Source organism: Streptomyces sp. NPDC037013, assembly GCF_055607265.1.
The window spans coordinates 860,247-885,864 of sequence record NZ_JBVJRV010000001.1 but is presented as its reverse complement, the minus strand read 5'-3'; the positions used below and the strand labels follow the sequence as shown (position 1 = coordinate 885,864).

At 68.6% G+C, this 25,618-nt stretch carries 26 protein-coding genes and 1 tRNA gene; 15 read left to right on the top strand and 12 right to left on the bottom strand.

Features of this window, described 5'->3' with window-relative positions; all coding sequences use genetic code 11:
* Positions 1–2 precede the first annotated feature (2 nt).
* The gene (locus ACZ7DY_RS03750) at positions 3–485 is read left to right on the top strand and encodes a MarR family winged helix-turn-helix transcriptional regulator (protein WP_471129537.1); all 483 of its coding nucleotides are present in this window, start codon (positions 3–5) and stop codon (positions 483–485) included.
* Between the two features lie 213 nt (positions 486–698).
* On the opposite strand, the gene ACZ7DY_RS03745 is transcribed toward ACZ7DY_RS03750, so the two are convergent.
* Positions 699–1,067 carry a hypothetical protein gene (locus tag ACZ7DY_RS03745; protein WP_471129534.1) on the bottom strand — a complete coding sequence of 123 codons (369 nt, stop codon included), beginning with the start codon at positions 1,065–1,067 and terminating at the stop codon, positions 699–701.
* Between the two features lie 82 nt (positions 1,068–1,149).
* Here ACZ7DY_RS03745 and ACZ7DY_RS03740 point away from each other — a divergent pair, with 82 nt between their 5' ends.
* The gene (locus ACZ7DY_RS03740; protein WP_471129532.1) at positions 1,150–1,386 is read left to right on the top strand and encodes a hypothetical protein; all 237 of its coding nucleotides are present in this window, start codon (positions 1,150–1,152) and stop codon (positions 1,384–1,386) included.
* A 252-nt stretch (positions 1,387–1,638) separates the two neighbouring features.
* Here the strand turns inward: ACZ7DY_RS03740 and ACZ7DY_RS03735 are convergent, their stop codons facing one another.
* Positions 1,639–2,466 (bottom strand): helix-turn-helix domain-containing protein, encoded by an 828-nt coding sequence (locus ACZ7DY_RS03735; protein ID WP_471130215.1) that lies wholly within the window; start codon positions 2,464–2,466, stop codon positions 1,639–1,641.
* Between the two features lie 112 nt (positions 2,467–2,578).
* Between ACZ7DY_RS03735 and ACZ7DY_RS03730 the strand changes: the two genes are divergently transcribed.
* Positions 2,579–3,355 (top strand): alpha/beta fold hydrolase, encoded by a 777-nt coding sequence (locus ACZ7DY_RS03730; protein WP_471129530.1) that lies wholly within the window; start codon positions 2,579–2,581, stop codon positions 3,353–3,355.
* A gap of 1,259 nt (positions 3,356–4,614) precedes the next feature.
* Positions 4,615–4,971, top strand: coding sequence for a beta/gamma crystallin domain-containing protein (locus ACZ7DY_RS03725; RefSeq protein ID WP_055569966.1), 357 nt, complete (start codon positions 4,615–4,617; stop codon positions 4,969–4,971).
* 221 nt (positions 4,972–5,192) lie between these two features.
* Here ACZ7DY_RS03725 and ACZ7DY_RS03720 read toward each other — a convergent pair whose 3' ends face one another.
* On the bottom strand, positions 5,193–5,582 hold the full coding sequence (locus ACZ7DY_RS03720; protein ID WP_471129526.1) for a cold-shock protein: 390 nt from the start codon (positions 5,580–5,582) through the stop codon (positions 5,193–5,195).
* Positions 5,583–5,817: 235 nt separating this feature from the next.
* Here ACZ7DY_RS03720 and ACZ7DY_RS03715 point away from each other — a divergent pair, with 235 nt between their 5' ends.
* From ACZ7DY_RS03715 to ACZ7DY_RS03685, 7 genes are all read left to right on the top strand, one after another.
* On the top strand, positions 5,818–6,906 hold the full coding sequence (locus tag ACZ7DY_RS03715; protein ID WP_471129523.1) for a type II CAAX prenyl endopeptidase Rce1 family protein: 1,089 nt from the start codon (positions 5,818–5,820) through the stop codon (positions 6,904–6,906).
* Between the two features lie 84 nt (positions 6,907–6,990).
* Positions 6,991–7,536 (top strand): hypothetical protein, encoded by a 546-nt coding sequence (locus tag ACZ7DY_RS03710; RefSeq protein WP_471129520.1) that lies wholly within the window; start codon positions 6,991–6,993, stop codon positions 7,534–7,536.
* A complete protein-coding gene (locus ACZ7DY_RS03705; protein WP_471129517.1) occupies positions 7,533–8,060 on the top strand; it encodes a MauE/DoxX family redox-associated membrane protein in 528 nt (175 codons plus the stop codon). Before ACZ7DY_RS03710 ends, ACZ7DY_RS03705 begins: the two co-directional genes overlap by 4 nt.
* Positions 8,057–8,623, top strand: coding sequence for a hypothetical protein (locus tag ACZ7DY_RS03700; RefSeq protein WP_471129515.1), 567 nt, complete (start codon positions 8,057–8,059; stop codon positions 8,621–8,623). Before ACZ7DY_RS03705 ends, ACZ7DY_RS03700 begins: the two co-directional genes overlap by 4 nt.
* Positions 8,620–8,997, top strand: a complete 378-nt coding sequence (locus ACZ7DY_RS03695) for a hypothetical protein (RefSeq protein WP_471129512.1) — start codon at positions 8,620–8,622, stop codon at positions 8,995–8,997. The genes ACZ7DY_RS03700 and ACZ7DY_RS03695 overlap by 4 nt, the downstream gene beginning before the upstream one ends.
* A 168-nt stretch (positions 8,998–9,165) precedes the next feature.
* Positions 9,166–9,729 carry a hypothetical protein gene (locus ACZ7DY_RS03690; protein ID WP_471129509.1) on the top strand — a complete coding sequence of 188 codons (564 nt, stop codon included), beginning with the start codon at positions 9,166–9,168 and terminating at the stop codon, positions 9,727–9,729.
* The gene (locus tag ACZ7DY_RS03685) at positions 9,716–10,249 is read left to right on the top strand and encodes a hypothetical protein (protein ID WP_471129506.1); all 534 of its coding nucleotides are present in this window, start codon (positions 9,716–9,718) and stop codon (positions 10,247–10,249) included. Before ACZ7DY_RS03690 ends, ACZ7DY_RS03685 begins: the two co-directional genes overlap by 14 nt.
* 59 nt (positions 10,250–10,308) lie before the next feature.
* On the opposite strand, the gene selB is transcribed toward ACZ7DY_RS03685, so the two are convergent.
* From selB to ACZ7DY_RS03670, 3 genes are all read right to left on the bottom strand, one after another.
* The gene (gene selB, locus ACZ7DY_RS03680) at positions 10,309–12,066 is read right to left on the bottom strand and encodes a selenocysteine-specific translation elongation factor (RefSeq protein WP_471129504.1); all 1,758 of its coding nucleotides are present in this window, start codon (positions 12,064–12,066) and stop codon (positions 10,309–10,311) included.
* Positions 12,066–13,382, bottom strand: a complete 1,317-nt coding sequence (gene selA, locus ACZ7DY_RS03675) for an L-seryl-tRNA(Sec) selenium transferase (RefSeq protein ID WP_471129501.1) — start codon at positions 13,380–13,382, stop codon at positions 12,066–12,068. The genes selB and selA overlap by 1 nt, the downstream gene beginning before the upstream one ends.
* A gap of 20 nt (positions 13,383–13,402) precedes the next feature.
* Positions 13,403–13,498: transfer RNA gene (locus tag ACZ7DY_RS03670), tRNA-Sec, on the bottom strand.
* Between the two features lie 58 nt (positions 13,499–13,556).
* Here ACZ7DY_RS03670 and selD point away from each other — a divergent pair.
* Positions 13,557–14,579 carry a selenide, water dikinase SelD gene (gene selD / locus ACZ7DY_RS03665; protein WP_471129498.1) on the top strand — a complete coding sequence of 341 codons (1,023 nt, stop codon included), beginning with the start codon at positions 13,557–13,559 and terminating at the stop codon, positions 14,577–14,579.
* A gap of 47 nt (positions 14,580–14,626) precedes the next feature.
* Here the strand turns inward: selD and ACZ7DY_RS03660 are convergent, their stop codons facing one another.
* The 3 genes from ACZ7DY_RS03660 to ACZ7DY_RS03650 all read right to left on the bottom strand — a co-directional run bounded on the left by ACZ7DY_RS03660 (position 14,627) and on the right by ACZ7DY_RS03650 (position 17,716).
* Entirely contained in the window at positions 14,627–15,460 is an 834-nt protein-coding gene (locus ACZ7DY_RS03660) for an alpha/beta fold hydrolase (protein WP_471129496.1), read from the bottom strand.
* Positions 15,461–15,567: 107 nt separating this feature from the next.
* A complete protein-coding gene (locus tag ACZ7DY_RS03655; RefSeq protein WP_471129493.1) occupies positions 15,568–16,407 on the bottom strand; it encodes an alpha/beta fold hydrolase in 840 nt (279 codons plus the stop codon).
* Between the two features lie 163 nt (positions 16,408–16,570).
* Positions 16,571–17,716: a serine hydrolase domain-containing protein gene (locus ACZ7DY_RS03650; RefSeq protein WP_471129490.1), complete on the bottom strand. Its 1,146-nt coding sequence runs from the start codon at positions 17,714–17,716 to the stop codon at positions 16,571–16,573.
* Between the two features lie 301 nt (positions 17,717–18,017).
* Here ACZ7DY_RS03650 and ACZ7DY_RS03645 point away from each other — a divergent pair, with 301 nt between their 5' ends.
* The gene (locus tag ACZ7DY_RS03645; RefSeq protein ID WP_471129487.1) at positions 18,018–21,119 is read left to right on the top strand and encodes an AfsR/SARP family transcriptional regulator; all 3,102 of its coding nucleotides are present in this window, start codon (positions 18,018–18,020) and stop codon (positions 21,117–21,119) included.
* Between the two features lie 182 nt (positions 21,120–21,301).
* Here the strand turns inward: ACZ7DY_RS03645 and ACZ7DY_RS03640 are convergent, their stop codons facing one another.
* Together ACZ7DY_RS03640 and ACZ7DY_RS03635 are read right to left on the bottom strand one after the other, a co-directional pair.
* Positions 21,302–21,883, bottom strand: coding sequence for a sigma-70 family RNA polymerase sigma factor (locus ACZ7DY_RS03640; protein ID WP_471129484.1), 582 nt, complete (start codon positions 21,881–21,883; stop codon positions 21,302–21,304).
* Between the two features lie 216 nt (positions 21,884–22,099).
* Complete coding sequence (locus tag ACZ7DY_RS03635; protein WP_471129481.1) at positions 22,100–22,576, bottom strand: cupin domain-containing protein; 477 nt, start codon at positions 22,574–22,576, stop codon at positions 22,100–22,102.
* A gap of 173 nt (positions 22,577–22,749) precedes the next feature.
* On the opposite strand from ACZ7DY_RS03635, the gene ACZ7DY_RS03630 reads away from it, so the two are divergent.
* On the top strand, positions 22,750–23,787 hold the full coding sequence (locus ACZ7DY_RS03630; protein ID WP_471129478.1) for a phosphotransferase family protein: 1,038 nt from the start codon (positions 22,750–22,752) through the stop codon (positions 23,785–23,787).
* Between the two features lie 27 nt (positions 23,788–23,814).
* Here the strand turns inward: ACZ7DY_RS03630 and ACZ7DY_RS03625 are convergent, their stop codons facing one another.
* Positions 23,815–24,780, bottom strand: a complete 966-nt coding sequence (locus ACZ7DY_RS03625; RefSeq protein ID WP_471129476.1) for an NAD(P)-dependent alcohol dehydrogenase — start codon at positions 24,778–24,780, stop codon at positions 23,815–23,817.
* Between the two features lie 100 nt (positions 24,781–24,880).
* Here ACZ7DY_RS03625 and ACZ7DY_RS03620 point away from each other — a divergent pair, with 100 nt between their 5' ends.
* Positions 24,881–25,561: a TetR/AcrR family transcriptional regulator gene (locus ACZ7DY_RS03620; RefSeq protein ID WP_471129475.1), complete on the top strand. Its 681-nt coding sequence runs from the start codon at positions 24,881–24,883 to the stop codon at positions 25,559–25,561.
* Positions 25,562–25,618 lie beyond the last annotated feature (57 nt).

Here is a 25,618-nt window from a genome sequence, read left to right as displayed (position 1 = left end):
CCATGTCCGAGAAGGTAGCGACACGACAACATGTTGTCAAGGATGGCGACCGGGCCTGTGATGCCTACAGCGCACTGATCGACCAGGTCGGCGGACTCGCCGACGTCGTCGAGGCAATCGGCAACGGCATCGCCCGGCCGACCGGCCAGAGCCTGGCGCGCTGGCAGGTCCTCGCCGAGGTCGAACACGAAGCCGCGCCGGTCGGAGCCATCGCCTGCCGGCTCGGCCACACGCGCCAGGCGGTCCAGCGCGTCGCGGACCTGCTCGTCAAAGACGAACTCGCCTGCTACCGACCCAATCCCGCGCACCAGCGGGCCAAGTTGCTCGAGGTCACCCCGACCGGCCGCGCCGCACTGCACAGGATGCAGGCGGCCTACACCCAGCTCGCCCTGCGCACCACCGAAGGTCTCGACCCGGAAAGGCTCGACCTCGCACGCGAGACCCTCGGTGAGCTGCAGCGCCGCCTCGAATCCGAACTACCCTGACCCATCGAATGGCGCGGCAGCACCCGGGGGATCTCGACGCACAGATCCCCGCTGGGACCGCCACCAGTACCCACCTCGTCCACCCGGCCGACAACCCGGTCAAGACCCGGGCGCGGACCGTCGAAGTAAGGGAGTTCGAGAGTTCGACAGGGATGGGCGGGTAGCCGGAGCACTGGAAACGGCTGCCGGCTTCGCGATCTTCAACCACCGCCTTCAACGACCGCGAACGGCCCGTCGCCGCGACGGCGCGAGGCCGGCGTGGTGGGAGTCGTGGCCCTTGATGACGAGCGGCTTCGACCAGCTGGTGCCGTCGAGCACGGTGTGCATCAGGTGGTCGCTACCGGTGGCGGGGAAGACCGCGTGAAGCCGGTGGTCGAAAGCGGCCAGTGCCGCACCGTGCCGCGCCTTGTGCTCCGGTCCGAGCGGGGTGGGCTTGGACCAGATGTTTCCCTCGTACGCGCCGTACAGCAGCAGGCTGTTGAGGTGGGCGGAGACGACGTGGATCTTGTCGGCGTGGACGGCGGCGGCAACACAGTGCCCGCGCGGGCGGAACTCGCTGACGTCTTTGGTCCAGGGATCCATCAGCCCCCAGATACCGAGACCTGACGTCGCCCATCGGAGTGGTCAGCCCGTATCCCCGGTGCACGACGGTCGTTCCACCGGCATGAAGAAGATCGTTTCTGTCGCTGTGCTCGCCGTCGCGGGCCTCTCCCTTGCCGCCCCCGCCCACGCCGACGACGGCGACGACTTCGGGGGAGGTGCCAACGCGACCGCCAACTGGAACTTCACCGCTGCGGCAGTCTGCGTGCAAGAGGTCGCCGTTGCGCCGCTCCAGGGCGAGGACGTCTTGGACCACGTCAACCACTGCGCCAACGGCAACGTCATCGACCACTCTCGGTAGTCCGCCGCGTCGTTCGGGCGCTCCCTGCCGGAACGCCGAAGCCCGCCGCCATGCTCCTCCGTAGCCGGAGCAAACGGACGGCGGGCGTCGATGGACGCCCGCCGCCGACGGAGATGCCGACGAACGAGGCTCGGCGGGGACATGTGTGGCCGCGGCCGTGCGCAGGGACAAGATCCATGTCGTGTGCGACCGAGCATCCTCGCCGTCCACCGGACGCGGAATGCGGGCCGCGCGCCGTCGGCTCGCTCGTCCCTACTCGACGGCGGTCGTCGCCTGCCACGCGCCGGGACGTTTGCCTGTCGCCTTCTGGAAGAACACCGAGAAGTTGGATGCGTCGGGGAAGCCCAGCGCGTCGGCGCAGCGGGTCGCGGTGAGATGGTCGTGCGCGAGGAGCCGTTTGGCTTCGAGGATGATGCGGTCGACGATGTACGCCTTCGCGGTCCGGCCGGTGGCCTGCTGCACTGCCCGTGAGAGGGTGCGGGGCGCGTATCCCAGTGTTCGGGCGTAGTAGCCCGCGTCGTGGTGTTCTCGGAAGTGCGCTTCGACGCTTGAGCGGAACAACCGGAACACCGGGCGCGTGGACCGTGCCGCGGTGTGCGGGGGCCGCAGCCGGGCAATGAGCGCGGAGAGCAGGATCTCGGGCAGCTCCTTCGAGAACTCCCCCAACGGGGCAGTCGCCTCCAAGAGGAGGTGGTTGCGCGCGGCGTCGACGAATGGCCAGGCGGCGTCAGAAATGCTCCAGTGGGCGACCAGATCCGGGGACGCGACGAGTTCCCGGGTGGCGGGGGTGACCGGCGCGGTCGGCTCGAACAGCACGAGGTGCCCTGTGAGACCGGCGATGTCGTCCCATCGGTGCACCGCGCCGGGAGGGACCCATACCGCAGACCGATCCTTGAGCGGGTAGTGGAGGAAGTCGACCGTGACCAGACCGCGGCCCTCGTCGACGACAGCGAGCACATGGAAGTCGGCACGCTGCGTGCCACCGTCGTTCAGCTCGCGCAGGCGCTCGAACGTCATCGTCTCGACGGCGGCGGCGTGGCCGCCCGCGGGCTGATAGGTCATCTGCCGGATCACACTCACGTGTCCAGTTTTCACCATCGGGCGACCAGTCGCACCGATGCCCTGTGAGAGCGGAGAAGTTTCAATGACGGCATAGAGCAATAGCTCCGGCCCACTGAACTGGAGAGTCACGATGACCACGACGCAGCAGCTACTCCTGCCCACTTACGACCATCGGCGGGGAACCGGACCGACCCTGGTCTTCCTGCACTACTGGGGTGGTTCGGCCCGCACCTGGGATCTCGTCGTCGACCGACTCGCGGGCCGTGATGTGCTCACGGTCGACTTCCGCGGGTGGAGCCGGTCGAATGCTCTGCCCGGCCCCTACACACTCGGTCAACTCGCCGACGACACGCTCGCCGTGCTCGCTGATTCGGGTGTGAGCGACTACGTCCTGGTGGGGCACTCGATGGGGGGCAAGGTGGCGCAGTTGGTCGCGGCGACGCGGCCCGTCGGCCTGCGTGGCATCGTCCTCGTCGGCTCCGGTCCGGCGAAGCCCGCCGCGCAGATCACCCCGGAGTACCAGGAAGCCCTTTCCCACGCCTACGACTCGGACGAGGCCGCGGCCGGGGCGCGGGACCACGTCCTGACCGCGTCGGAGCTGCCCGCGTCGGCGAAGGCGCGGATCATGACGGATTCGCGGGCCGGCGCCGACGCCGCCCGCACCGAGTGGCCGCTGCGCGGCATAGCGGAGGACATCACCGCGCAGACCCGGATGGTCAGCGTTCCCGCACTCGTCGTCGCCGGAGAGAACGACCAGGTCGAGCCCGTCGACGTGTTGCGCGAAAACCTGGTGCCCTACCTCTCCCAGGCCGACTTCGCGGTGATCCCGAACACCGGTCACTTGATTCCGCTCGAAGCTCCGGACGACCTGGCGGCCGCCATCGCGGCCTTCGCACCGGCAGCCTGACGATCCGCCCGGCGAAGAGCTGGGCATGAACAACCGCCTGGCGCCGGGCCTGGCCTCCGCGGCCAGGGCGGTGCCCGGCCCGCGCAGGCAGACCTCTGACCAGGCCCAGGCCCAGGCCATATTGCGGTTGGCCGCACACGCCTTTTGGACCAAGAGGCCGCACGGCTCCAGGCGCTCTTCGCCGAGCCCCAGCTTCGCCGGCAGACCAAGACCGAAGCCGCAGTGAACCTGGACACGCCTGCGCAACCAGCGTTTCGGCTCGGAGTACCGGGCCGGGCATCAGCGGGAGTGAGAGGGGCGTTGCGAGCGGGGTGCCATCCCGTGCTAGATCGGGAGCGAGGTCAACGAGTGACTGCCCCTCAGGCGGCGGGCGTGAGGCCTGGCCTGCCGGGGGCGGCGGCCCATTCGGCTGCCAACGCCGGATGAACAGTGGCCAGATCGTTGCCACACGCGGCCCGGTGCCCCAACAGTACGGACACCCACTCCGTGCCAAGGCTCGCTCGGCGACATGTCATGGCGATGACGGTCATCCGCGGGGCATCGCCACCAGGCCTCATTGCGCTCACTGTCCCATTCCGCGGCCAAGTCGGGCCTCAGCTCGGCTCTTGACCGCCCCCCCCTGGCGGGCCGACGGGAGGAAAGCACCTGTCGGGCAATGCCGCATTTCTGGCGTCCAGTTCCTCGTTGCCCGTAAGTCGTCTCGAGCTACAGGCTGACGACCCACGAGGGGACGGGGTAGGTGTGGAGGGGGCTGCTCGGTCCAGTGGGTTGTTGGGGTGTCCGTACGCATCAGCGTCAGCCCACCGCGGCGCAGCGCAGCGGACATCATCTGACACGGTGCCGACGTCGAGCGCACCCAAGAAGGTGTCTCCCATCGAGCTTGGTCCTGGCCCGGTCCACGGCATGGGCGGGCCGTCGCCCTGACACGCACGCCCGCGTCGTCGAGCACTGTCGCGGTGCGAGGCCTACGCCTTAACCCGACTCGGCTCGCTACCGTCGCGTGTGCAGTCCATCCGGGCAGTTGCAGGTCCATGCGGCCCCCACTTTCCTCGTCCGCTCTGCCCGAAATCTTGCCCCTTAGGACCATCACATCCCCTAAATGGCGTTGATCAGGACATTGGACGACTCGTTTCGGCCGTGAGCCTTTTGAAAGATTGCCATGTACAGGAGTCCTGCCCGATCGTCTTCGTGGAAGCGCAAAACGTCTCCCGGAAATGGTCGCCAAATGACCACGTACGGGCCCGAATAAGGGAGTACTTGTGCTGTCGAAAACCAAGCGGGTCGCCCGCTCCGCAACCGTGGCGATCGCTGCGGCCGCCGCGTTCACCGTGGTGATGCCCACGGGTAACGCCTTCGCCATCGATCACGTCGAATGCCGGGGTGGCGAGAACTTCTTGAAGATCTGGTCGCACAGCGGTGACGGCCGCTCGAGTGTGGACTGCTACGCCAACAAGGGCCGCACCGGCTTCGGCAACTGGTGGGTCGACCGCATCTCCACGGGCAACAACGACCTGATCTACTACGACGCCAATGGCGACTCCGTGCGCATCAACAGGTGGACCGACATCACCTTCCCGCACCGTCCGCCGAAGGTGAAGGACATCGAAATCCTCTGACGAGTCGAATGCTCCGGTAAAGAGGACCCAGAACCGGAGCCAGTGACTCGCCGAGCGATGTTCAGCCGATGGTCATCTCCGCACCATGGCCATCCGGATTACGCCGGCCACGCCTTTTCAGGCGTGGCCGGTTTCGTCCGCCATCGAATTCAACCTCCCTGTCGGCTTCGCCTCTGCCGGAGATGGCCGCGCGGCCCTGCCACTGGCGCCGCGGGGTCCGATCACAGCGTCCGCACCAACCACACGATGGACGCCACAAGACCAGCCGCCGCGAGCAGACTGATACAGCAGCCGAGCCACGTAGGCATGTGGGCTACAGCCCGGGGGGAAACCTCGCGCACTGGGGCGCGCCCTCCCAGCTGGGTGACCTTGACGGCTCTCAGCTGATCGCCCGCCTCGTCGAGCTGGAAGTCGAACGAGACACGCTCGCCGGGTTCCAGAGTCCTCCACCCGTTGAACTGAACATCGATGCGATCAACGCGCACTTCCCGGTCGGCGGGGACAGCGACATCAAAGCCCCGGTCGTTGCAGACCCAGCGGCTGCCACGGTCGGGGACGATGAAGCCATAGCCCCGCACGTCGTCGAACCATCGGACCGTCCCTTCGGCCATGGCGCCTCCCCACGGTCACACCTCCCCCCCCCTTCCGCTTACCCCGGACCGCCGCTCGTCTCGGGTGGCCGCACCTCCGGATACGGGCCGAGCGACCGGCCGCTGCATCGAAAGATGTACGGCGATCTCCTCCACCGTCACGACTCCCGTGATCGCGTGGGCGCCGACGATGGTGAGAACCCCTTGCCGCGCGGTGACGAGCGGCGGCGATCGGCATCGAGGAGAGACAGTGGCTGTGGGACGGGCACTAGGCGGCGGCCTCATCATGGGCGTGGCGCTCGGCACGGGCACGGCGGTGGGACCCGTGCTCGCAGACGGTCTCGGCCTCACCGGCTTCGCGGCGCGACTCGTTCCGGCCACGCTGGTCAGCGCCGTGGCAGTACCGCTCGTCGTACTCGTGCTGCGCCGTCGCGGCGGCTCCCTGCGGGACATCGGCTTCGGTGGGCCGGGCGGGAACCTGCGGGCCCTGTGCATCGGCGCCGGGGTCACGTGCGGCGCCGCGGCGCTCGTCCTGGGCGCGGCGACAGCCGCCGGGCTGCTGAGCTGGTCCCGCCCGAACGTGCCCGAACTGGCCGGGTTCCTGGTGACGAACGGCGTGGTCGCCCTGCTCCTGGAGGCGCTGCCCGAGGAAACGACGCTGCGCGGGCAGACGTGGACCGCGCTGCGCGGCCGGTTCGGCGGTGCCGTGTCCGCGCTCGGTACGACGGCCGTGTTCCTGGTGGTGCCCGGCCTGTCGACCGTGGTGGAGGCCGGGATCGCGCCCCTCGTCGGACGTGACGCCGGGCCCGTCGGGCTCGCGCCGGGCGGACAGGACCCGGTCGCCTACCTGATCCTGTTGACCTTCTTCGGCCTGATGCTCGTCACGGCCCGCACCGCGGTGCGACGCGCCCCGCTGTGGGTCGGCATCGGGGCGCATCTGGCCTTTCTGACCGTCAACCGGGTCGTGTTCGAGGGGGACGAGCGCGACACGGGCTGGTCCGCGCACCTGTCGTCCCTGGACGTGGAACTCCTCGTACCGGTGTATCTGCTGGTCGCCACGGCCGGGTTCGCGGTGTGGCGGCGGGTCGGGAGGCGGCGCGGGGGCGGTGAGCGCGAGCCCTACGTCGCCGGCCTCTCCCCACGCCACACCCAGACCCACACCCACACCCTGCCCCGGTCCGGTTCGGCGTCATCGTGTGAGCGGTTGTTCTCTGCGCGGTACGACCCAGAAGATCGAGTTCGAGTCGTTTCTTCACATCCGGTCAGAAACGGAAGTCATTGTTCTAACTCAATGACCTGCCAAGTAGCTGCCACATGCAACGGAATAGGGAATTCCATCAGTTGATTCCAGACATGTGCGGTGGAAAGTGATGCTGACATTGCGCCATGGTCAAGAAATTGTGGGTGCTTCCGAATCCTAGGAGGCGTCATGGACTGGCGTGGAAAGCAACTCACGCGCAGAACCGCCCTCACGACTGCCGCGGCCGGGGCCGGTGCCGCAGCAGTCGGCATCTCGGCCGCCGAGAACGCGTCGGCCGATGAACAGAGCGGAAGCCCCGGCAGTACCGCACGAACGGACCTGGCCCGGGTCCGGGCGGTGCAGGGAGAGACGTTACAGGTCGACTTTCCCCGCACCGGCAGCCGCACACGCGAACTCATGGCCCCCGACGCGGCGGCCGACCACGAGGTCGTCCCCCTGGTCGGCTTCCCGGACGGGATAACTCCCCGCCCCGGGGACCGCGTAATGGTGACCGACTGGTGGGACGGCATGGATGTCGCGGCCATTCCGGTCGTGTCCTGGGTGACCGGGGTACCCAAGCCTCTCCCCGGCGGCGGGTACCAGGTCGGCAACCGGCGAACGGTGCCGACGCCGTTGCTGAAGACCCACAGCGAGAAGCGCACCCGTACCGCCGTCTGCCTGCTGGACACGGAGCTGGAAGCCGCGCAGGTAATGGCAGTTCGGCCGCCCAGATGATGACGGCATACGCCGCGCTGAACACGGCCGTTCGTGTGGTGGCGGCCGCGTTGCTCATCTACGCGGCGGCCCAGAAACTCGCCGCGCCTCGTTCGTTCCGAGCGACTCTCGTGGCACTGCGCGTCCCACGGCCGGTTCTCGTTGCAGCCGGTGTTCCCGTCGTCGAACTCGCCGCCGGGTTCTCCTTGTTGAGCGTGCCGCGGTTCGCCATGACCCCTGTGCTGGTCGCGGTCCTCGGTCTCTCCTTCGCGGGTGCGGGAGCTCTGGCGCTGAGTCGGGGGACGAAGGTGAAGTGCGCCTGCTTCGGCCAGGCCGAGGGAGGCGTTCTCGGGCTGCGGCAGATCGCGATGCTGCCGTTGTGGGGCGGTGTCGCCGCGCTGGCCGTATGGACACCTGATCGTTCGCCGGCCGCTCCGGAACTGGCCGTTGCCGTAACGCTCGCGCTGTCGGTCTACGCCGCTCTCAAGGTGGTTCCGCTGACTCGAAAGAACCGGGAGTACATGCAGGCGATGGTGCCGCAATGATCTTTCTGTGGATCGTGGTCTCTGTCCTGTCCGTGCTGGTCCTGATCTGCTTGCTGGCCTTGGTCGACCAGTACCAGACACAGCAGTTGATCAGGGGTCGGCTCGAGCTGGACGATGCTCCTGCTCCGGTCGACATACCCGGCGATCGCGCGCTCGCGCCCTCCGCGATCGGCCTTCCGGCACAGCTCGACGCGCAGGAGTATCTGGTCGTCCTGTTCCTGTCGACCACCTGTGACACCTGCAAGACCATCGCCAAGAAGCTCAACGGCAGGCCGCCCGCATCGCTGTGGGTGGTCCTCGTGGAGGGATTCCAGGAACGGGCAGAGGCATGGTTCGCCGACACCGGTCTGCCGCAGGCCCGAGGAACCGTGGACCTGGACGGCCGTATCAGTGACGCCTTCGAGCTCGACGTCACCCCCGCCGCGTTTGTCTACCGGAACGGCGAGGTGGTGCTGGGACAGACCATTCCCTCGTTCCGTCAGCTCGATTCGCTGCTCACCGAGGACGCCGTCCCGGCGTCCTTGCTCTCCGATTCCGCCGCGAAAGGGACGACAACTGTATGAGCACCACCACCGCGTGCGCCGAGTCCACAGGCATCATGACGGAGCTCGAAGAACTCGACGTGCGTCCTACGCGGCGCCGCCGGGTGCTGCGGACGTCGTCCACCGCGCTCGTCGCGGGCCTCGCCACCCTGTTCCTGGGAGGCAAGGCCATGGCCGATTGCCAGGGCTCACCGTGCTGCAGCCTCGCCAAGTGCAACATGTGCAGCTATGCGGTCAACAAAGACCGCTACACCTGTCCGAGCGGTTACAACCGAAGAACGTGGAGCTGCGTCACGGGCAGCAACCGGTACTACTGCGGAGAATGCGCAAAGGGGTCCACCTGTTACGACGGTCCGTTCGCGTGCTCCATATGGTTCGGCCCCGACCCGGCCTGATGTGACCGCGGACATCGAGAGAAACAAGGAGCACACGGCACCATGACCTTGGTGGCTCTGTGGACGGTGAACCTGGCCGCGGTGGCCGGGTTCGCCCAGCTGTTCAGTCCTTGAGGCCAGTCCTTCATCGGATTCGTCCGCCCCTTCGTGCAAGGGGATTCTGTTCACATGCGGCAAAGGAACCTGCGCTTTGTCGGCCTTCTCGCGCTCGGGCACATCGCCGCCGCCGGATTCATGGTCGCGCTCCTGTACCAGGTGGGCACCGTCACGTTCGGCCATCTCCCGTCCCCTCTGCGGATGGCGACATGCGCGGCAGCAGCTGTCGTGGGCATCGTGCTGGACGCACGGGCGATCAAGCGGGGAACCTTCACCGTGGGATTGCGGCGGCAGACCGCAAAGACGCTGTCCGACGATTCTGGCACCGCACCGACCTGGGTGACGCCGTTGCTGTGGGGGCTGGACACCGGGCTGATATGGACAACGTTCCGTATGTCCTGTGCTTCGTGGGTACTCCTGATCAGCGCTCTGCTCAACCTCGTGCCCCAGTGGGGCGGACTCGTCTACGGCGTGTTCTTCGGGATCCCATTGATCGTCGCCACACTGATCGGGGACCCCACCGCAATCGGGCGGCCTCGGAAGTACTCGCTGACACGGCTGACGCAAAGTGCGGGCATCATCGTTCTGACGTTGTTGCCGTTCGGGTTGACATGGAGTCGCTATGGGATTGCTTGACACGCGGCGATGGCGAGCTGTTGTCGTGCCGCTGTCGTTCTCGGCCCTGCTGGTCACTGTCGCCTGCAGTGACCAGCAGGGAACGCCGGCGGCCGCCGCGTCGCACTCGGGCTCACCGTCGCCTTCCGCCTCGCGGCTCAGCAAGGCGGTCTGCGACGACGATGTGGTTCCGGTCTCGCGGCCGCCGGCGAAGCTGTCGCGGGAAGGACTCAAAGTCGTCGGATCAGGCCGCGTCTGGTTCATCGCGCCGCGGACCGACAGCTGGAGTGACCTTCTGGAAAGGCAAGGTGCGGAGCGCCGAGGCAAGTTTCCTCTGTGGGTGGACCAGAAATCCCTCCCCCAGGTTTCGGTGAAGGGGATCCATGGGACTACCGGGGCCGGCCGGGCACATATGACGCCCACATCGGAGGGCGTTCCCGGGCCTCTGCCGATGAACTTGCAGGTGCCTGGCCCGGGCTGCTGGCAGGTGACCGTCAAGGGAGGCGGAAGCACGGCCCGCATTCTCTTGAACGCGGCGTGACGAGTACGTCTGTTGCCATGAGGGGGCCGATCGCATGATTGCGGTCGGCCCCCGCCCCTTCACCCTCGCCGCTGTACGACTTCTCTCCGATTGTCGTCCAATCGCCGCGTCAGCCCTACTCCGTCGAGGTGTCTCAACAACGGCAGGGAGACGCGTCTGGTCGTATCGAGCGCTCTGGTCGCCGCTGCCACGGTGAACGGCTGCTCCAGGTCGACCAGTTGAACGAGAGCTTGTTCCGGTGCGTCGGGAAGGAGCACGATCTTCTCCTCCAGGCACAGAAGCAGACCTGCGCGGGCGGCTCTGCGTATCTCCCGTGGTCCCAAACGATGTTCGGCCAATTGCTGTGCCTCGGGAGCGCGGAAGGGGGCGCGCTGAAGTGCCTCACGCACATGCCGTACGGAGGTGGCAAGTGGTGGTGGCAGTGCCTCGCCCTGGTGGACGATGCGCCCACGGTTGAGGACCAGCGGCGGCCGCACAAGGGCCGCGACCAAAGACCGCTCCGGAAGGCCGAGTTCCCGGCGCGCCGTCTCCAGGGGCAAGCCCTCCGAGTACGGCTGGGCAGCGGCATGGTCGGACACCAGGGTGATGAGGCGCTGGGCCGTGTCCTGCCAGTAGGCGGGGTCCGCGAGCCAGTCCGCGGCAACGGGAGCGCTGGTGACGTGGACCCCCATGGCCTCGAGGAGGGGGCTGCGGACCAGACGTCGGCGCTCGAGTTCCTCAGCCTCCACTGGAGTTCCGGACAGTGCCGCGAGTTGCCGGGTACGCAGCGCGGCGGCCCCTCGACGGCGCAACTCGGGTGGATGGACATCGAGGACGGTGACCCCTGCCACGATCTGGCGGCGGCCCGGATCGCGCAGCAGAGCACGGTCGCCGATACGCAGAGGCAGTGCCGGAGCGAAGGAGAGTCGGGCCGCATCAGCGCCGAGGAGACGGACGTGCACCGGTCGGGTGGCGGCGCCGACATGCAGCATGAGCGTCTTCGGCAACCGGTCACCGGTGTTGCGCAAGCGGACGTCGCACACTGCGACGTCGAGGAACTTCCCGGGTGTGAGGAGCGCATCCCCACGGCCGATGTCGTCGCGGGCCGGACCGCGAAGATTCAACGCAACACGCGCCACACCGCGAACCGTTGAGGTCTCCGCCCCCAGACTCTGGAGTCCGCGCACCTTGGCGTGGGTACCTCGGGGGGCCACGACGAGCTCGTCGCCCACCTCGATGCTCCCCTGGGGCAAGGTGCCGGTGGCCACCAGACCCGCGCCTCGGATGGTGAAGGCACGATCGACCCAGAGGCGCACCGGGCCGGCGGATTCCGGTGGGGCCATGTCCTTCGTGAGCTTCGCGAGCCGGTGCCGCAGTTCCCCCAGGCCGGCACCGGTCGTCGAGCTGACGGCCACGGCGTCGACGTCACCCAGCGACGTGGCGCGCAGCTCGGCGAGGGCGTGCGCGCGTGCCGGACCAGGGTCCGCGAGGTCGCTGCGCGTGACGACCAGCAGGCCGTGACGGACCTGGAAGGCGTCGAGCGCGGCCAGATGCTCGACGGACTGCGGCTTCCAGCCTTCGTCGGCCGCCACGACGAACATGACGGCGGGCACCGGCCCGATGCCGGCGAGCATGTTGGGGACGAAGTTCGCGTGGCCCGGTACGTCGACGAAGGCGACCTCCTCGCCGGAGTCCAGTGTGGTCCAGGCGTAGCCGAGGTCGATCGTCATGCTCCGGCGCCGCTCTTCGGCGAGCCGGTCGGGGTTCTGGCCGGTCAGGGCGCGTACGAGAGTGCTCTTGCCGTGGTCGACGTGGCCTGCGGTGGCAATGACGTGCATCAGCGGCTCGCCGCGTGGATGACGGCGGTGAGCACCAGTTCGTCATCGGTCCGCGGAATGCAGCGCAGGTCCAGCAGGAGGCGGCCGCGCACCACGCGGCCGACGATCGGCGGCGTTCCGGTGCGCAGCGGGTGGGCGAGGCGCGAGGGCAGGGCGACGGCGCAGGACGGCAACGTGACCCCTGGGGCCCCGCCGCCTCCGACCACAGCCTCTGCCGGGACCACCTGCGCGTCGATTCCGTGTCCGTGCAGTGAGTCGGCGAGGATCGCGGAGCGTTCCCGCAGTTCGTCCAGGGACAACTGCAGCGCTTGCCGCACAGGAGCCCGGGGACCGTCGAGAGTGGCCTCCAGGGCCGCGAGGGTGAGCTTGTCGACGCGCAACGCGCGGGCCAGAGGGTGGCGTCGGAGCACATCGACTTCGGCTGCGGATCCCAAGATCAGGCCGGCCTGCGGCCCGCCGAGCAGCTTGTCGGCGCTGGCGATGACCAGGCTGGCTCCCTCGTCCAGGGCCGTGCCGGCGTCGGGTTCGTCGGGCAGCAGGGCATCGGGGGCCAGCAACCCGGAACCGATGTCCGCGACGACCGGTACGCCCAGGGTGGCGAGATCGGCGAGCCCCACGTCCGCGGTGAACCCGCGGACAGTGAAGTTGGACGGATGGATCTTGAGGATGAAGCCGGTCCGTGGGCCCACGGCCCGCGCGTAGTCCTCGAGCCGTGTCCGGTTGGTCGTCCCCACCTCATGGATACGGGCGCCGGTCGACGTGAGCAGTTCCGGGATCCGGAAGCCGTCCCCGATCTCCACGAACTCGCCGCGGCTGAGCAGGATGTCGCGCCCGGCGGCCAGCGCTGTCGCGGCGAGTGCCAGGGCGGCGGCGCCATTGTTCACGACGTGGACGGCCTCGGCTCCGGGCACCGCTCGGCGCAGGGCCGCGATCGCGGAACGGCCGCGCGGCGCCCGGCGCGCGCTGGCCAAGTCCATCTCCACGTCGGTGTATCCGGCAGCGGCCACCACGGCGTCCACTGCGGCTCGCGACAGCGGCGCGCGCCCCAGATTGGTGTGCACGATCACGCCCGTCGCGTTACGGACCGCACGGAGGGATGACACGTGCTCCGGCAACGCCGCGATGATCGCGTCCACACAGTCCTCGGGCGCCAAACCACCATTGCGTACCGCTTGTTGCACGGCCTGCGCGGCGTCCTTCACGATCGGCCTGCCCAGGCGGTCGACGCTCTCCCGGAGTCGGGGATCGTCGAGCATCCTGGCCACACTCGGGACATGGCGCCGAGGATCCGGGCTCTTGAGTGGTGCGTCCCCCACGGTGCTGCCTGCCCCCAAAATGGCGGAGGCGGACGGGAATCGAACCCGCCTGACCCGGATTCCGGATCACACCGATTTTGAAGATCGGGAGGGGCACCAGCCGCCCTTACGCCTCCAAGCTGGTATGTGGCGCTCCCTCTGGCACCAGAGTGACGAGGGTGAAAACATCATGCCATGAATGATCAAGTTGTGTCATCGGTACGCAGATTGACCTCCTACGCGCACGGGGGAGGCTGCGCCTGCAAGATCCCTCCCGGGGAGCTGGAACGCATCGTCGAGGGCCTGCCATCCCTTGGAGCGAAGAATCCCGGAGGCGAGTTACTCGTCGGCCTCGAGACCGGAGACGATGCCGCGGTCGTCCGGATCTCGGACGACACCGCGGTGGTCTCCACCGCCGATTTCTTCACCCCTGTGGTCGACGATCCCTACGACTGGGGACGCATCGCCGCGGCCAACGCGCTGTCCGACGTCTACGCCATGGGCGGGCGCCCCATCACGGCGATCAACCTCTTGGGCTGGCCGCGCGATGTCCTCCCCTTCGAGTTGGCATCCGAGGTCCTGCGCGGCGCTCTCGACGTCGCCCACAGCGCGGGATGCCACGTGGCCGGCGGTCACAGCGTCGACGACCCGGAACCGAAGTTCGGCATGGCGGTCACCGGCCTCGTCCACCCGGACCGCCTCCTGCGCAACAACACCGCTCGGGCCGGTCTGCCGCTGACCCTGACCAAACCGCTCGGCGTCGGCATCCTCAACAACCGGCACAAAGCCACCGGCGAGGCATTCCCCCAAGCCATCGAATCAATGATCACCCTCAACGACCGCGCCAGCACTCTGGCACTGCGATCAGGCGCTGAGTGCGCCACCGACGTCACCGGTTTCGGCCTGCTCGGACACCTCCACAAAATCGCCCGGTCCTCGCAGGTCACCGCCATCATCGACGCCGCGGCCGTCCCCTACCTCGACGGCGTGCGGGAGTCGCTGGCCGCGGGGTTCGTCAGCGGCGGGACACGCCGCAACCTGGACTGGGTACGCCCCCACCTCGACGCCGACACCATGCCCGAGGAAGAACTCCTCCTTCTCGCCGATGCGCAGACTTCGGGCGGCCTGCTCATCGCCGGAGAGGTCCCGGGCTATCCCGTCATCGGAGAACTGGCACCGCTCGCCGATTCCGGCATGACGACCATCGTGATCAAGTAGCGCACGGACGCCCGCCACCTCGCGTCAGGCGAGGTGGCGGCCATCGGTCACTTGGCGAGGAAGGCGAGGAGGGCGTCGGTGACTTCCTGGGCGTGGGTCCACAGCAGGCCGTGGGGCGCGCCGTCGATGACGACGTAGTCGGCCTGCGGGAGTGCCTGGTGGAAGCGTTCGCCGGTGGCCTCGATGGGCAGGATGCGGTCGGCGGTGCCGTGCAGGATCAAGGCCGGTACGTCGATCTTGGCCACGTCGGCGCGGAAGTCGGTGGACCAGGTGGCCACGCAGGCCAGGGAGGCGTACGGGGAGGCGCCTGCGGCGACGTTCCAGCTGTTGCGGACGGCTTCCTCGCTGATGCGGGTGCCGAGGTTCTCGTCGAGGTTGTAGAAGTTCTCGTAGAAATCCGTGAAGTAGGCGTAGCGGTCGGCGGTGACAGCACCTTCGATGTCCTTGAAGATGCTGCCGTCGACGCCGCCGGGGTTGTCGTCGGTCTTGAGGAGGAAGGGCTCCAGCGAGGCGAGGAAGGCGGCCTTGGCGATCCGGCCGGAGCCGTAGGTGCCCAGGTATCGGCCGACTTCACCGGTGCCCATGGAGAAGCCCACCAGCACTGCGTCGTTGAGGTCGAGAGTCTCGAGGAGCACGTTCAGGTCGGCGGCGAAGGTGTCGTAGTCGTAGCCTGTGGTGGGCTGGCTGGACCGGCCGAACCCGCGCCGGTCGTACGTGATCACGCGGTAGCCGGCCGACAGGAGGGCGGCGGACTGCTTCTCCCAGGAGTGGCCGTCGAGCGGGTAGCCGTGGATCAGCACGACCGGCCGGCCCGTGCCGTGGTCCTCGTAGTACAGCTCGATGCTGGTGGAGTTTTCCTGGTCAACGGTGATGAACGCCATGGTGGTTGCTGCCTTCCGGAATGAATGCGTCTGATGGTGAAGAGCCCTGTCGGGCACGGCTGTGCGGGTGCTGTGGGGTGCGACGGGCGTCGGGGCGGGGCCGTCGGTCATCGGACGGTGCGGGCGGCCTGCTCGACGATGCGGGTGACGGCTTCGGGGCGGGAGACGGATACCGCGTGCGACGCGTCGACGGTCGTCGTGCGGGCCTTGGCACGGGCCGACATGTAGCGCTGGGCGGCCACGGGGATGTTGCGGTCCCCCGTGGTGACCAGCGACCAGGAGGGGATCGTCTTCCAGGCGGCCTCGGTGGACTTCTCCTCCAGCGCGGCGGCGGCGACCGGGCGCTGCCCGGCTGCCATGAGCCTGGCCTTGTCCGCCGGCACGTCCGCGGCGAACTGACCGCGGAACTTCTCGGGTTTGATGTACACGTCCGCGCCCCGACCGCCGTCGGGCAGGGAGTAGTCGACGGACTCGATGGCCTGGCCGAGGGTGCTGCCGGGGAACTTGTTCGTCAGTCCGATCGAGCTCTCGCCCGTGTCGGGCAGGAACGCCGCGATGTAGACCAGAGCCTTCACCTTGTCCTCGAGGCCCGCGGCGGCCTGGCTGATGACGGTGCCGCCGTAGGAGTGGCCGACCAGGACCACGGGCCCGTCGACGTGGCCGATGACGCTGCGCAGGTAGGCGGCGTCGGTCGCCGGACCGCGCAGCGGGTTGGCGGCGGACACCACCGGGTAGCCGTCGCGCTGCAGCCGGGCGACGACGCCGTCCCAGCTCGCGGCGTCGGCGAACGCTCCGTGTTCGAGGACGATCGTCGGACGTACCGCGTGGTGGGGCGCCGCGTCGGCTGTGCCGGGCAGGGTGACGGCGGCGACGGACAGCCCGACGGCCGCGGTGACACCGAGCAGCGTGGTTCTGCGGCCCGGGCGGACGTGGCGGGTGATGCGCATGCGTGAATTCCCTTTTGGTTGGTTGATGGCCCTGAACGGACCGGACAGGCGAAGGAGGCCGAGGTCGGTGTGTGCGGGAAGCAGGACCTCGAGTCACTGTGGAGCGTCCTTCGTCTCGTACTACGACGGGGCAGCCGGACCGGTTCACAGCGCGCGGGACACCTCAGCCGGTGGACTCCAGGACTTCGTAGACATGCCTGAGGTAGCTGTGCGTGCGCTCCGATCCGAGGATGCCGTCGCCCACCCGGTTCATCGTGTACGCGAACGTGACGCGCCGGTCGAGGTCCATCAGGACGATCGAACCGCCCCGACCGACCCAGAAGCAGATCCTGCCGGTGGGCATGTGCGGCATAGTCCTCGGATCGGCGAGTGCGTACCCCATGCCCCAGCGGACGGGGACGCCCAGGAACAGGTCGACTCCGTCGGCCTGGACGTCGAACACCTCTGCCACCGTCTCCGCGGAAAGCAGCCGGTGGCCATTGACCTGGCCGCCCCGTGAGATGACGGAGAGCGCCCGGGCCAGGCCCCGTGCGTTGCCGTGACCGTTGACGGCTCCAAGCTCGGCGGAGCGCCACCGCGAGGTGTCGACGTGCTCGTCACGTGCGGGGCTTCCGAACAGCGTCTTGGTGAAGATCCCGTCGGGATCGAGGCCGGTGGGTATGCCGGAGAGCCGCGAGGGCGCCACCAGATCGGCGATGCGCGGCCAATCGGCCCGGCGCGCACCGATCTGGACATCGGCTCGTGCCGGCCCGGCGATCTCGGTGTCGACGAACTCGGTCAGGGTACGGCCACTCACCCGCCGGACAAGCTCTCCCACCAGCTGTCCTTGGGTCTGCACGTGGTAGCCGGACGCGGAGCCCGGATCCCACCAGGGTGCCTGCGCGGCCAGCCGGGCACTCGCGGTGGGCCAGTCGTACAGGTCTTCCATGGAGAAGGGCTGCTCCCAGCCGGAAAGGCCCGAGGTGTGGGCCAGGATGTGCCGCACTTCGACGTGCTCCTTCCCCTGGGCCGCGAAGTCGGGCCAGTAGTGCGCGACCGGGCGGCGCAGATCCAGTGCGCCCCGGTCGACAAGGACGAGGGCCGCGAGGTTGGTGAGGGTCTTCGTGGTCGACCACATGCTCACCAGCGTGTCCCGGTGCCACGGAACGGTCCGCGCTTCGTCCGTGTGGCCACCCCACAGGTCGACTTCCATGACCCCGTCCACATCGACGGCGATCGACGCCCCCAGCTCTTCGCCGGCTTCGAGGTGCGCTGTCAGCGCCGCTCGTACCGGTTCGAACCGGTCAGTGCTCGTTCCAGCGACGGCCATGTTCTTCTCCACTCCGGACGACAGTCGTTCGCTCACTCAACGGGCTGAAGGTCACGGCGGTTCATGCATCGTCGCAGGTCATGACATCTGTGTACGTGCCGCTCCCGAGGAGGCACGTCCTGCTATTGTCCTGTCCGGTATGCGGAGAGCGGACAACGTGGTCCTTGTCGCTCTCGTCCCCAGAGCCGCGACGACATTCCTGTGGGTGCCGGGCCGGTGGAGTCGCGGCCCGTTTCAGTCACCGCCGCACGAACACGTTGTGACGTCGCCTAGTGAAATTCAGTTGGGTACGGTGACAGTTGTGGGGCAAGGGCTCGACTTCGGGGTGCTGGGTCCGCTGGAGATACGGCGGGCGGGGGCGGTACTCGACCCGGGTCGGCGCAGGCAGCGACTCCTGCTGATCCGACTGCTGCTCGCCGACGGCCGGGCGGTCTCTCCGGAGACTCTGTGCGAGGAGCTGTGGCCGCGGCAGCCGGGGCGTGCACCGAGCACCGCGATGGGTTCCCTGCACGCCCACATCAGCAAAGTGCGCGCGATCCTGGAACCCCAGCATCTGCGCCGCCAGGGGGCCTTCGAAGTACTGGTCACCGAACCCTTGGGCTACGCCTTGCGGGTGCCGCCCGAGAACCGTGACACGGTGCGCTTCGAGCGGTCCGTCGCCCAAGCACACCGGTTCCTGGACCAAGGCCGACCCGATCGCGTCGTGGAGGAGGCCCAGAAGGCCCTGGACATGTGGCGCGGCACGGCGTTCGCCGACGCCGCCCACCACCTGTTCGCCGTCCAAGAGACAGCACGTCTGGAAGAACTGCGGCAGACCACTCGCGAGATCCGCACCACTGGCCTGCTCCTGCAAGGCCGGATCACCGAAGCCCTCGGCGCGGCCGAGGAGATCACCGCGCAGCACCCCCTGCGGGAAACCGGCTGGGCCCTGCTGCTGCGAGCCCTGTACCTCGCCGGTCGGCACCCGGAAGCGCTGCAGCGCTACACCGACGTACGCGCGCACCTGGCCGACGAGCTCGGCCTCGAACCGGGTCCGGCCCTGCGCGCCCTGCACCAGGGCATCCTCCACCATGACCTGCCGCCGCTGCACCCGGCCGACGGGACAAACGACGCGGTGACCCGGCACGCCCACCGTCCGAACGGGACCACCACGACCGGGGCAACGGACGAGGGCTTGGCGACCTCGTCGACCGGCCCGGCCGCCGGCCGACCGGACGCCGCGGAAGCCGGGTCCGACGCGTCTGGTGCGCCGGTCGCGGACGGCAGGAGAACAGCCTACCTTCCTCAAACCTCGGCACGGCCGGCTCAACTGCCGCGTAGCCTCCCGGTGTTCGCGGGACGGGCGGCCGAAGGCGGGTGGCTGCACGACGTCATCGGTGCGACGGGCCGCCCCGGATCCACCCCTGCCCCCGCTGTGGTCATCAGCGGGGCTCCGGGTGTCGGCAAGACGACCTTCGCGATGCACCACGCGCACCGCATCGCCTCCTCGTTCCCCGACGGGCAGCTCTTCGTCAACCTGTGCGGATTCCACCCGCACGCTCCCGCGGTCGAACCCGGTGGCGCCCTGCACGGCTTCCTCACCGCTCTGGGCGTCCCCGCCCCGCGCATCCCCGAAGACACCGCCGACCGGAGCACACTCTTCCGCAGCCTCCTCGCCGACCGGCGGATCCTCCTCGTACTGGACAACGCCCGCGACGAGCAGCAGGTGCGCCCTCTGCTTCCCGCGGGATCGGGCTGCCTCACACTGATCACCAGTCGCAACCAGCTCCCTGGCCTCATCACCACCGACGGGGCCAAGTCCCTCCGGCTCGCGCTGCCCTCACCGACCGAGGCGCACGAGGCCCTCGAACGGCGTCTGGGAACCGAACGACTCGCCGCCGAGCCCACCGCCGCAGCCGACATGGTCCGTCTGTGCGGACGACTTCCCCTGGCCATGGCCGTGGTCGCGGCCCGCGCGGAACTCGACCCCTCACTCCCCCTCCACGCCATCGTCGACGACCTGCAACAGACCCACGGCGGACTCGAGGCGTTCGCCGGCTTCGACACCACCACCGACGTGCGCGCCGTCTTCTCCTGGTCATACCAGGCACTGGATGAGCACGCCGCCCGGCTCTTCCGCCTGCTGGCCCTGCATCCCGGCCCCCACATCACCGCCCCCGCCGCGGCCAGCCTCGCCGGCCTCCCCCTCTCCCGGACCCGCCGCGCACTCGCCGAACTGCTCAGCTCCTGCCTCGTCGAACAACCGCTGCCCGGTCGCTACAGCCTGCACGACCTCCTACGCGGCTACGCGGCCGAGCTCGCTCACACCCACGACACCGGCCAAGGCCGTCATCACGCCACTCTCCGGGTCCTTGACCACTACATGTTCACCGCCTGCGAGGCGAACCGGTTCCTCAAACAGGACACGTCACACGACCTCGAACTCGGTGCACCCCGCCCGGGCGTCACCCCGGAAGAACTCACCACCGTCCATCAGGCGACCCGATGGCTCACCGCCGAACACCACGTGCTGTCCGGCCTGCTCCGCACCGCCGTCAGCCAGAAGCTCGACCCCCACATCACCGGGCTCGCCTGGTCACTCAAGGAGTACCTCAACCGCCAGGAGTTCTGGCCCGAAGCCATCGCCGCGCTGACCCCCGCCCTCGAAGTGGCCAGGCGCGAGAACAACCTCCTCGAAGAGGGCCGTTGCCTACGGCACCTGGGTGGGATCCACGGCTACCTCGGCCATCAGGAGCAGGCCCTGCAACAGCTGCGGCACGCGACAGCGATCTTCGAGGAGCTCGACGACATCGGTGAACAGGCACGAGCCCATTACGTCAGGGCCTGTGCGCTGTTCCTGTTCGGGCGGACGGCGGAAGCCGTGACCGCCTCCGAGCGGGGACTGGAACTCTCCCGGGAGACCGGCGAAGAACTGTGGTTGGCCGAGTGCCTCCTCGAACTCGCCTGGTTCCATTCCAACCTGGGGAACCTCGAGAAGAGCCTTCTGTACAGCGAGGAAGGCATCGCCTTGTTCCACCGCCTCGACGCGCCCTGGCAGCTCGCCCAGGGGTGGGACATCCTGGGCCACAACCTTCGCCTGCTCGGCCGGTACGAGGACTCGATGACCACGTACCAGCGGGCGTCGGCGGCCTTCGGTGAACTGGGAGACCACAGGAATGCCATCGGCACACTGATGCGGCTCGGCGACACCCGGCTGGCCATGGGCGACCGGGAAGGCGCACGGACGGACTGGGTCGATGCCCTTCGAGACGCTGAGGCGCGGGCGATGGCACACAGTGCCCAGCAGGTCCGTGAACGGCTCACCGCCCTCGAACTCAATGAGGACCCCGTGCCCACCGTGCCGGAGCGGGCGGTCGGGAAGCACAAGCTCCCGGTACCGAGAAGTGAGGCTGCTGCGATCTGAGCCCTGGCTCGGAGCCGGCCGACGGGGCCGACGACCCGGTGGCGTCGGAGCGAGAGCGATGACGGCCGCTGCCGGCGGCTCACCATCTAACGCCTGCGGGTCTGGTCGGCTCCGGCCCTGCTCCGGACGCCCTGCCGAGGTCACGGCGGCATCCGCGACCTCGGCGGATGCGGGAGATGAGGTCACATCCCCGGGATCCCCTGCTTCTCCAGCGCTTTGCGCAACGCCCGCACGGCGTAGAAGGCGCGGCTCTTGACGGTGCCCGCCGGTATGCCGAGATGCGCGGCCGCTTGGGCAACGCTGCATTCCAGGTAGTACATGAGCCAGATGACGGTTCGCTGCTGCTCGTTCAGCGCCCCCAGGGCCTGCGACACCGCATGGGAGTCGAGCGCGGATGCCGTGTTGTCGCTGGAGACGTCCAGCTCCTCGACGGACATGTGCTCCAACGGCCGCACACGACAGGCCCGGTGATGGTCGATCGCAAGATTCCTCGTCACGGTGAACAACCACGGTCTGAGACTTTCACCGCGGGTGCCCAGGTGACGGGCGTGTTTCCAGGCCCGGGCCGCGGTCTCCTGGAAGACGTCCTCTCCCTTGTGCCAGTCACCGTCCAGCAAGCGTGCGGCGTACCGGACGAGCAGAGGCCCGTACTGGTCGTAGATGTCTCTGATGAAGGCGTCACAGTCAGCGTCGGATGGGAGGTTCCGATCATGCGACCAGGTCGGAGCGGAGGCAGTGGTCCGCGTTTCCATGATCCCGTTCATTCGTGGTGCTCGATCCTGTCCAAGTGTTCCGTGGAGTGCTCAGCCGCATCCGCGGACGAACGGTTCACACGCTCGCCGGAGGCACTTGCCAAGACCTTGTCGCCTTCTTGCCGTTCCGCAGGGGCCGGGTGTCGTTCCGACTGATCGGGTCGCCGACCGCGTCGGGATGTGCCGACCCTGGTGTCCGCGGCAGCAGCGGGGGTGATCCACCGGCGACTATGCGGACAAGGAGATTCCGTGGGAGTACGTAGTGACCAGCGGCTTCGTCTCGTCGACGACGTAGGTGGACAGCATCATGGTTGTCACCTTTCCGACATTGCGAGCGTTGTGGATGGTGCCGGAGGGGATGAAGAAGGGGTCGCCCGTGCGAAGCCGCAGGGTGGTCCCGTCGTCGAACTCCATCGACACATCGCCGCGGACGATGTATCCGACCTCCACTCCCGGATGGCTGTGGCGGCCCGATTCCCTGCGCCGAGGTATCTCGACGAGGGTCTGCACGGTCTTCCAGCCCTTGGCGGGCGAGGGGTGCTCCTGGAGCAAGGTGCGCGTTACGCCGGCGGTCGGGTCGTGAACGAACGAGTGATGACCGCGGGACGGCGCGGAGGATGCCTCAGCGGTCGCGGCGGCGACGGCTCCGAACGCGCCGGCTGCCGCCACGCCACTGGTCCGCAGAAGAGAGCGACGATCCAACATGATGAACTCCCTGATCGACAGGCGGAATTGCCTTTCTCTCCGGTGAACGCCCGCGACAGCGGGTCGGTTCACCCAGCAACGCCGCTGCCGAGCCCGCCACCCTTTGCACGTCCGGACACGACGGTGCGGCACTCCGCAGGAAGTATCGGTCGGCCGCGTGGAAGGATGAGCCCATGTTGGGGTCGCGACCGGTGTTCGGGGATGAGTTACGGGCCGAGCTGGGAGCACCCAGGCGCTCTCGCCGGCTGAGCAGTAGCCCGCGCTCACGTGTGTGGCGGGTCGAGTTGCCGGACACAACAGCGGTGGTCAAGCAGATGGTCGAGGGCCCCGATGCCGACGAGCGATACGCCCGCGAGGTGGCCGCGCTGCGACTCGCCGCCCGAGCGGAAACGCCGGTGGTGCCCGCGCTGCTGGCCACGGATCCTGAGACACGGGTGCTCGTACTGGAGCACCTGGATCACCGGCGTCCGTCCAGCGACTGGATCGTCGACTACGCAGCCGCATTGGCACGGCTGCATGCCACGGCCCGTCCGGAAGACGCTGGGGTACTCCCCCGGTGGCAGGGCCCGAACCGGACCGACGTCGACTCCTTTCTCAACCTCGCCGCGGCTCTCCAGGTCCCTGTCCCGCTCGGCGTCACCGGCGAACTCGATGACCTCTTGATCCGGCTCGGCCAGGTATCCGGCCATGCCCTCCTCCACGGGGACCCCTGTCCTGGAAACGATCTCCACACGGCCACGGGAATCAGATTCATCGACTTCGAGCAGGCGTCCCTGGGCAGCGGCCTGATGGAGCTGGCCTATCTGCGTATCGGGTTCCCGACCTGCTGGTGTGTCACTTCGGCGTCAGAGCCGCTCCTTGAACGGGCGGAGCACGCATACCGCACCGCCTGGCGCACCGTGACCGGTTCCGATACCCAGGACGGTCTCGTCGACGCGTGCACCGGCTGGTTGCTCCGCGGCGACGCACTCGTCGAGCGGGCGCACCGCGAAGGCAGGGATCACCTGGCCCGGATTCCGGACCGGGACTGGAAGTGGGGTACGGCCACTGCCCGGCAACGGCTCCTCCACCGGCTCGGTGTCGTCAGCCGGATGACCGCCGACCATACCTCTCTCAGCGGCGTGAGCAGCCTCACCGCCGGCATGCGTCGACGAATGCTGGCTCGCTGGCCCGCACTTCAACCGGTCCCGACAGAGCGGCCACCTTCCTGAGGCCTCAGGTACCTCGCCACGGATGTCCTATGCGACCTTGACCACGTACTTGCCCTGGACGCCGCCTGCCTCCAGTGCCTGGTGTGCCGCTGCGGTCTCTTCCAGCGGGAAGACCGTGTCCACGGCGGGGCGCAGCTTGCCCTCGGTCACGTGGCGGGCGAGGTCGTCGAAGTCTGCTCGTGTGGGGTTGCCGCTGAAGAAGCGGACCCGGCCGTGTCCGTGGAGCGTGCTGGCCGCGAGGTAGCCGAGGGATGCGGCGGGCCGTTTCATGTCGAAGGCGATGGTGACCATGCGCCCGCCGGGGTTCAGCAGGCGCCGGAAGGCCCGCAGGTCGGTCCCCGTCGTGTCCAGGACGACGTCGAAGCGGCCCAGTTCCGCCGGCCGCACCGTCCGGTGGTCAATGGCCTTGTGCGCGCCGAGTCCCCGGACGAAGTCGAGGTTGGCTGCCCGGGCCAGGGCCGTGACCTCGGCGCCGTACGCCCGTGCGAGCTGGACGGCAGCGTTGCCGACACCGCCCGCCGCGCCCCTGATGAGGAGCCGTTCGCCGGGGCGCAGCTTGGCTTTGTCACGCAGCGCCGTGATGGCCGTGGTGGCCACCGGCAGCGCGGCGGCGTCCACCAGGTCCAGGCCGTCGGGGAGCCGGCCGACCCGTGCGGCGGGCACGCTCACGTACTCGGCGGCGCTGCCGAACCCGAACCCGCGGCTCAGGATCCCCCAGACCCGGGCCCCGGCCGTGAACCCGGTGACGCCGGCGCCCAGCGCGGCGACCTCGCCGGTGAAGTCCAACCCGACGTGCTTGGGAAACTTCCGGCCGCTCAGCAGGCGGAGCCGGCCGGCACGCACCGCCAGTTCGCCGCCGTTGACGCTGAACGCGCGCACCTTCACCAGGACCTCGCCGGGGCCGGGCTCAGGGCGTGGCACGCGGCCCGTGTAGAGCACATCAGCGCCGCCGTAGCGGTCGTAGAGCACTGCCTTCATCATGCGGTCATCCATCGTTCTGCCTCTGCCGCCGGGGCCGTTGGGGGATTCGGCATCGACCGTAAGCTCGTAAGTGGACGCAATCGTCCACTTACACCGCAAGAGAGAGACAGTGATGGCGAAATCCTCTCGGATCACCGCCCCGGGCGCGGTGCGGGCGGACGCCCGCCGCAACCGGCAGCGCCTCCTCGTCGCCGCCCGCGCGGTCTTCGCCGAGCACGGACTCGACGCCCCGATGGCGACCGTGGCCCGACGGGCCCAGGTCGGCGTGGCCACGCTGTACCGGCACTTCCCGACCCGCGACGCCCTGGCCAAAGCCGCCTTCGAACAGCAGGTGGACACCTGCGCACAGGCGCTCACCGACGCTCTGGCCGCCCCTGACCCGTGGCAAGGCTTTCAGCGGCTGATCGAGACGATCTGCGCGCTGCAACGCGAGGAGCGCGGATTCCCGGCCATGTTCCTAGCGGACTTCCTGACGAATACGTCTGAACACGCGCATTTCCGGCAACAAGCCGAACGTGACTTCACGACCCTGGTACGCAGAGCCCAGGCCTCCGGCGCACTGCGCGCCGACTTCCACCCCTCCGACCTCGGTGTGGTCCTGCTGGCACACTGCGGCCTGGTCACCGCCCTGCCCGACGACGCCGCAGCCTCCCGCCGCCTGGTCGCCTACCTGCTCCAGTCGTTCCGCGCCGACCCGACCAACAAACCACTCCCCCCGCCGACCACGCTGCCCCTGCGCAGCCTCCCGATCGCGACGGACAGCCCCCAGCGGCGCCGGCCCCCCAAAACCTGACACGGACGGCTAGGGGTGCCTTGTCGGCCGGGGTGGGGTTTACGAAAACCTTCCGGT

Excerpts from the sequence above, each read along its gene's own strand:
- ACZ7DY_RS03625 (WP_471129476.1), bottom strand. The coding sequence starts at position 24,780 with ATGGATGACCGCATGATGAAGGCAGTGCTCTACGACCGCTACGGCGGC.
- ACZ7DY_RS03650 (WP_471129490.1), bottom strand. The coding sequence starts at position 17,716 with ATGGCCGTCGCTGGAACGAGCACTGACCGGTTCGAACCGGTACGAGCG.
- ACZ7DY_RS03630 (WP_471129478.1), top strand. The coding sequence starts at position 22,750 with ATGTTGGGGTCGCGACCGGTGTTCGGGGATGAGTTACGGGCCGAGCTG.
- ACZ7DY_RS03720 (WP_471129526.1), bottom strand. The coding sequence starts at position 5,582 with ATGGCCGAAGGGACGGTCCGATGGTTCGACGACGTGCGGGGCTATGGC.
- ACZ7DY_RS03655 (WP_471129493.1), bottom strand. The coding sequence starts at position 16,407 with ATGCGCATCACCCGCCACGTCCGCCCGGGCCGCAGAACCACGCTGCTC.
- selD (WP_471129498.1), top strand. The coding sequence starts at position 13,557 with ATGAATGATCAAGTTGTGTCATCGGTACGCAGATTGACCTCCTACGCG.
- ACZ7DY_RS03690 (WP_471129509.1), top strand. The coding sequence starts at position 9,166 with ATGCGGCAAAGGAACCTGCGCTTTGTCGGCCTTCTCGCGCTCGGGCAC.
- ACZ7DY_RS03740 (WP_471129532.1), top strand. The coding sequence starts at position 1,150 with ATGAAGAAGATCGTTTCTGTCGCTGTGCTCGCCGTCGCGGGCCTCTCC.
- ACZ7DY_RS03710 (WP_471129520.1), top strand. The coding sequence starts at position 6,991 with ATGGACTGGCGTGGAAAGCAACTCACGCGCAGAACCGCCCTCACGACT.
- ACZ7DY_RS03700 (WP_471129515.1), top strand. The coding sequence starts at position 8,057 with ATGATCTTTCTGTGGATCGTGGTCTCTGTCCTGTCCGTGCTGGTCCTG.
- selB (WP_471129504.1), bottom strand. The coding sequence starts at position 12,066 with ATGCACGTCATTGCCACCGCAGGCCACGTCGACCACGGCAAGAGCACT.
- ACZ7DY_RS03640 (WP_471129484.1), bottom strand. The coding sequence starts at position 21,883 with ATGAACGGGATCATGGAAACGCGGACCACTGCCTCCGCTCCGACCTGG.
- ACZ7DY_RS03695 (WP_471129512.1), top strand. The coding sequence starts at position 8,620 with ATGAGCACCACCACCGCGTGCGCCGAGTCCACAGGCATCATGACGGAG.
- ACZ7DY_RS03620 (WP_471129475.1), top strand. The coding sequence starts at position 24,881 with ATGGCGAAATCCTCTCGGATCACCGCCCCGGGCGCGGTGCGGGCGGAC.
- ACZ7DY_RS03750 (WP_471129537.1), top strand. The coding sequence starts at position 3 with ATGTCCGAGAAGGTAGCGACACGACAACATGTTGTCAAGGATGGCGAC.
- ACZ7DY_RS03685 (WP_471129506.1), top strand. The coding sequence starts at position 9,716 with ATGGGATTGCTTGACACGCGGCGATGGCGAGCTGTTGTCGTGCCGCTG.
- ACZ7DY_RS03705 (WP_471129517.1), top strand. The coding sequence starts at position 7,533 with ATGATGACGGCATACGCCGCGCTGAACACGGCCGTTCGTGTGGTGGCG.
- ACZ7DY_RS03635 (WP_471129481.1), bottom strand. The coding sequence starts at position 22,576 with ATGTTGGATCGTCGCTCTCTTCTGCGGACCAGTGGCGTGGCGGCAGCC.
- ACZ7DY_RS03730 (WP_471129530.1), top strand. The coding sequence starts at position 2,579 with ATGACCACGACGCAGCAGCTACTCCTGCCCACTTACGACCATCGGCGG.
- ACZ7DY_RS03660 (WP_471129496.1), bottom strand. The coding sequence starts at position 15,460 with ATGGCGTTCATCACCGTTGACCAGGAAAACTCCACCAGCATCGAGCTG.
- ACZ7DY_RS03745 (WP_471129534.1), bottom strand. The coding sequence starts at position 1,067 with ATGGATCCCTGGACCAAAGACGTCAGCGAGTTCCGCCCGCGCGGGCAC.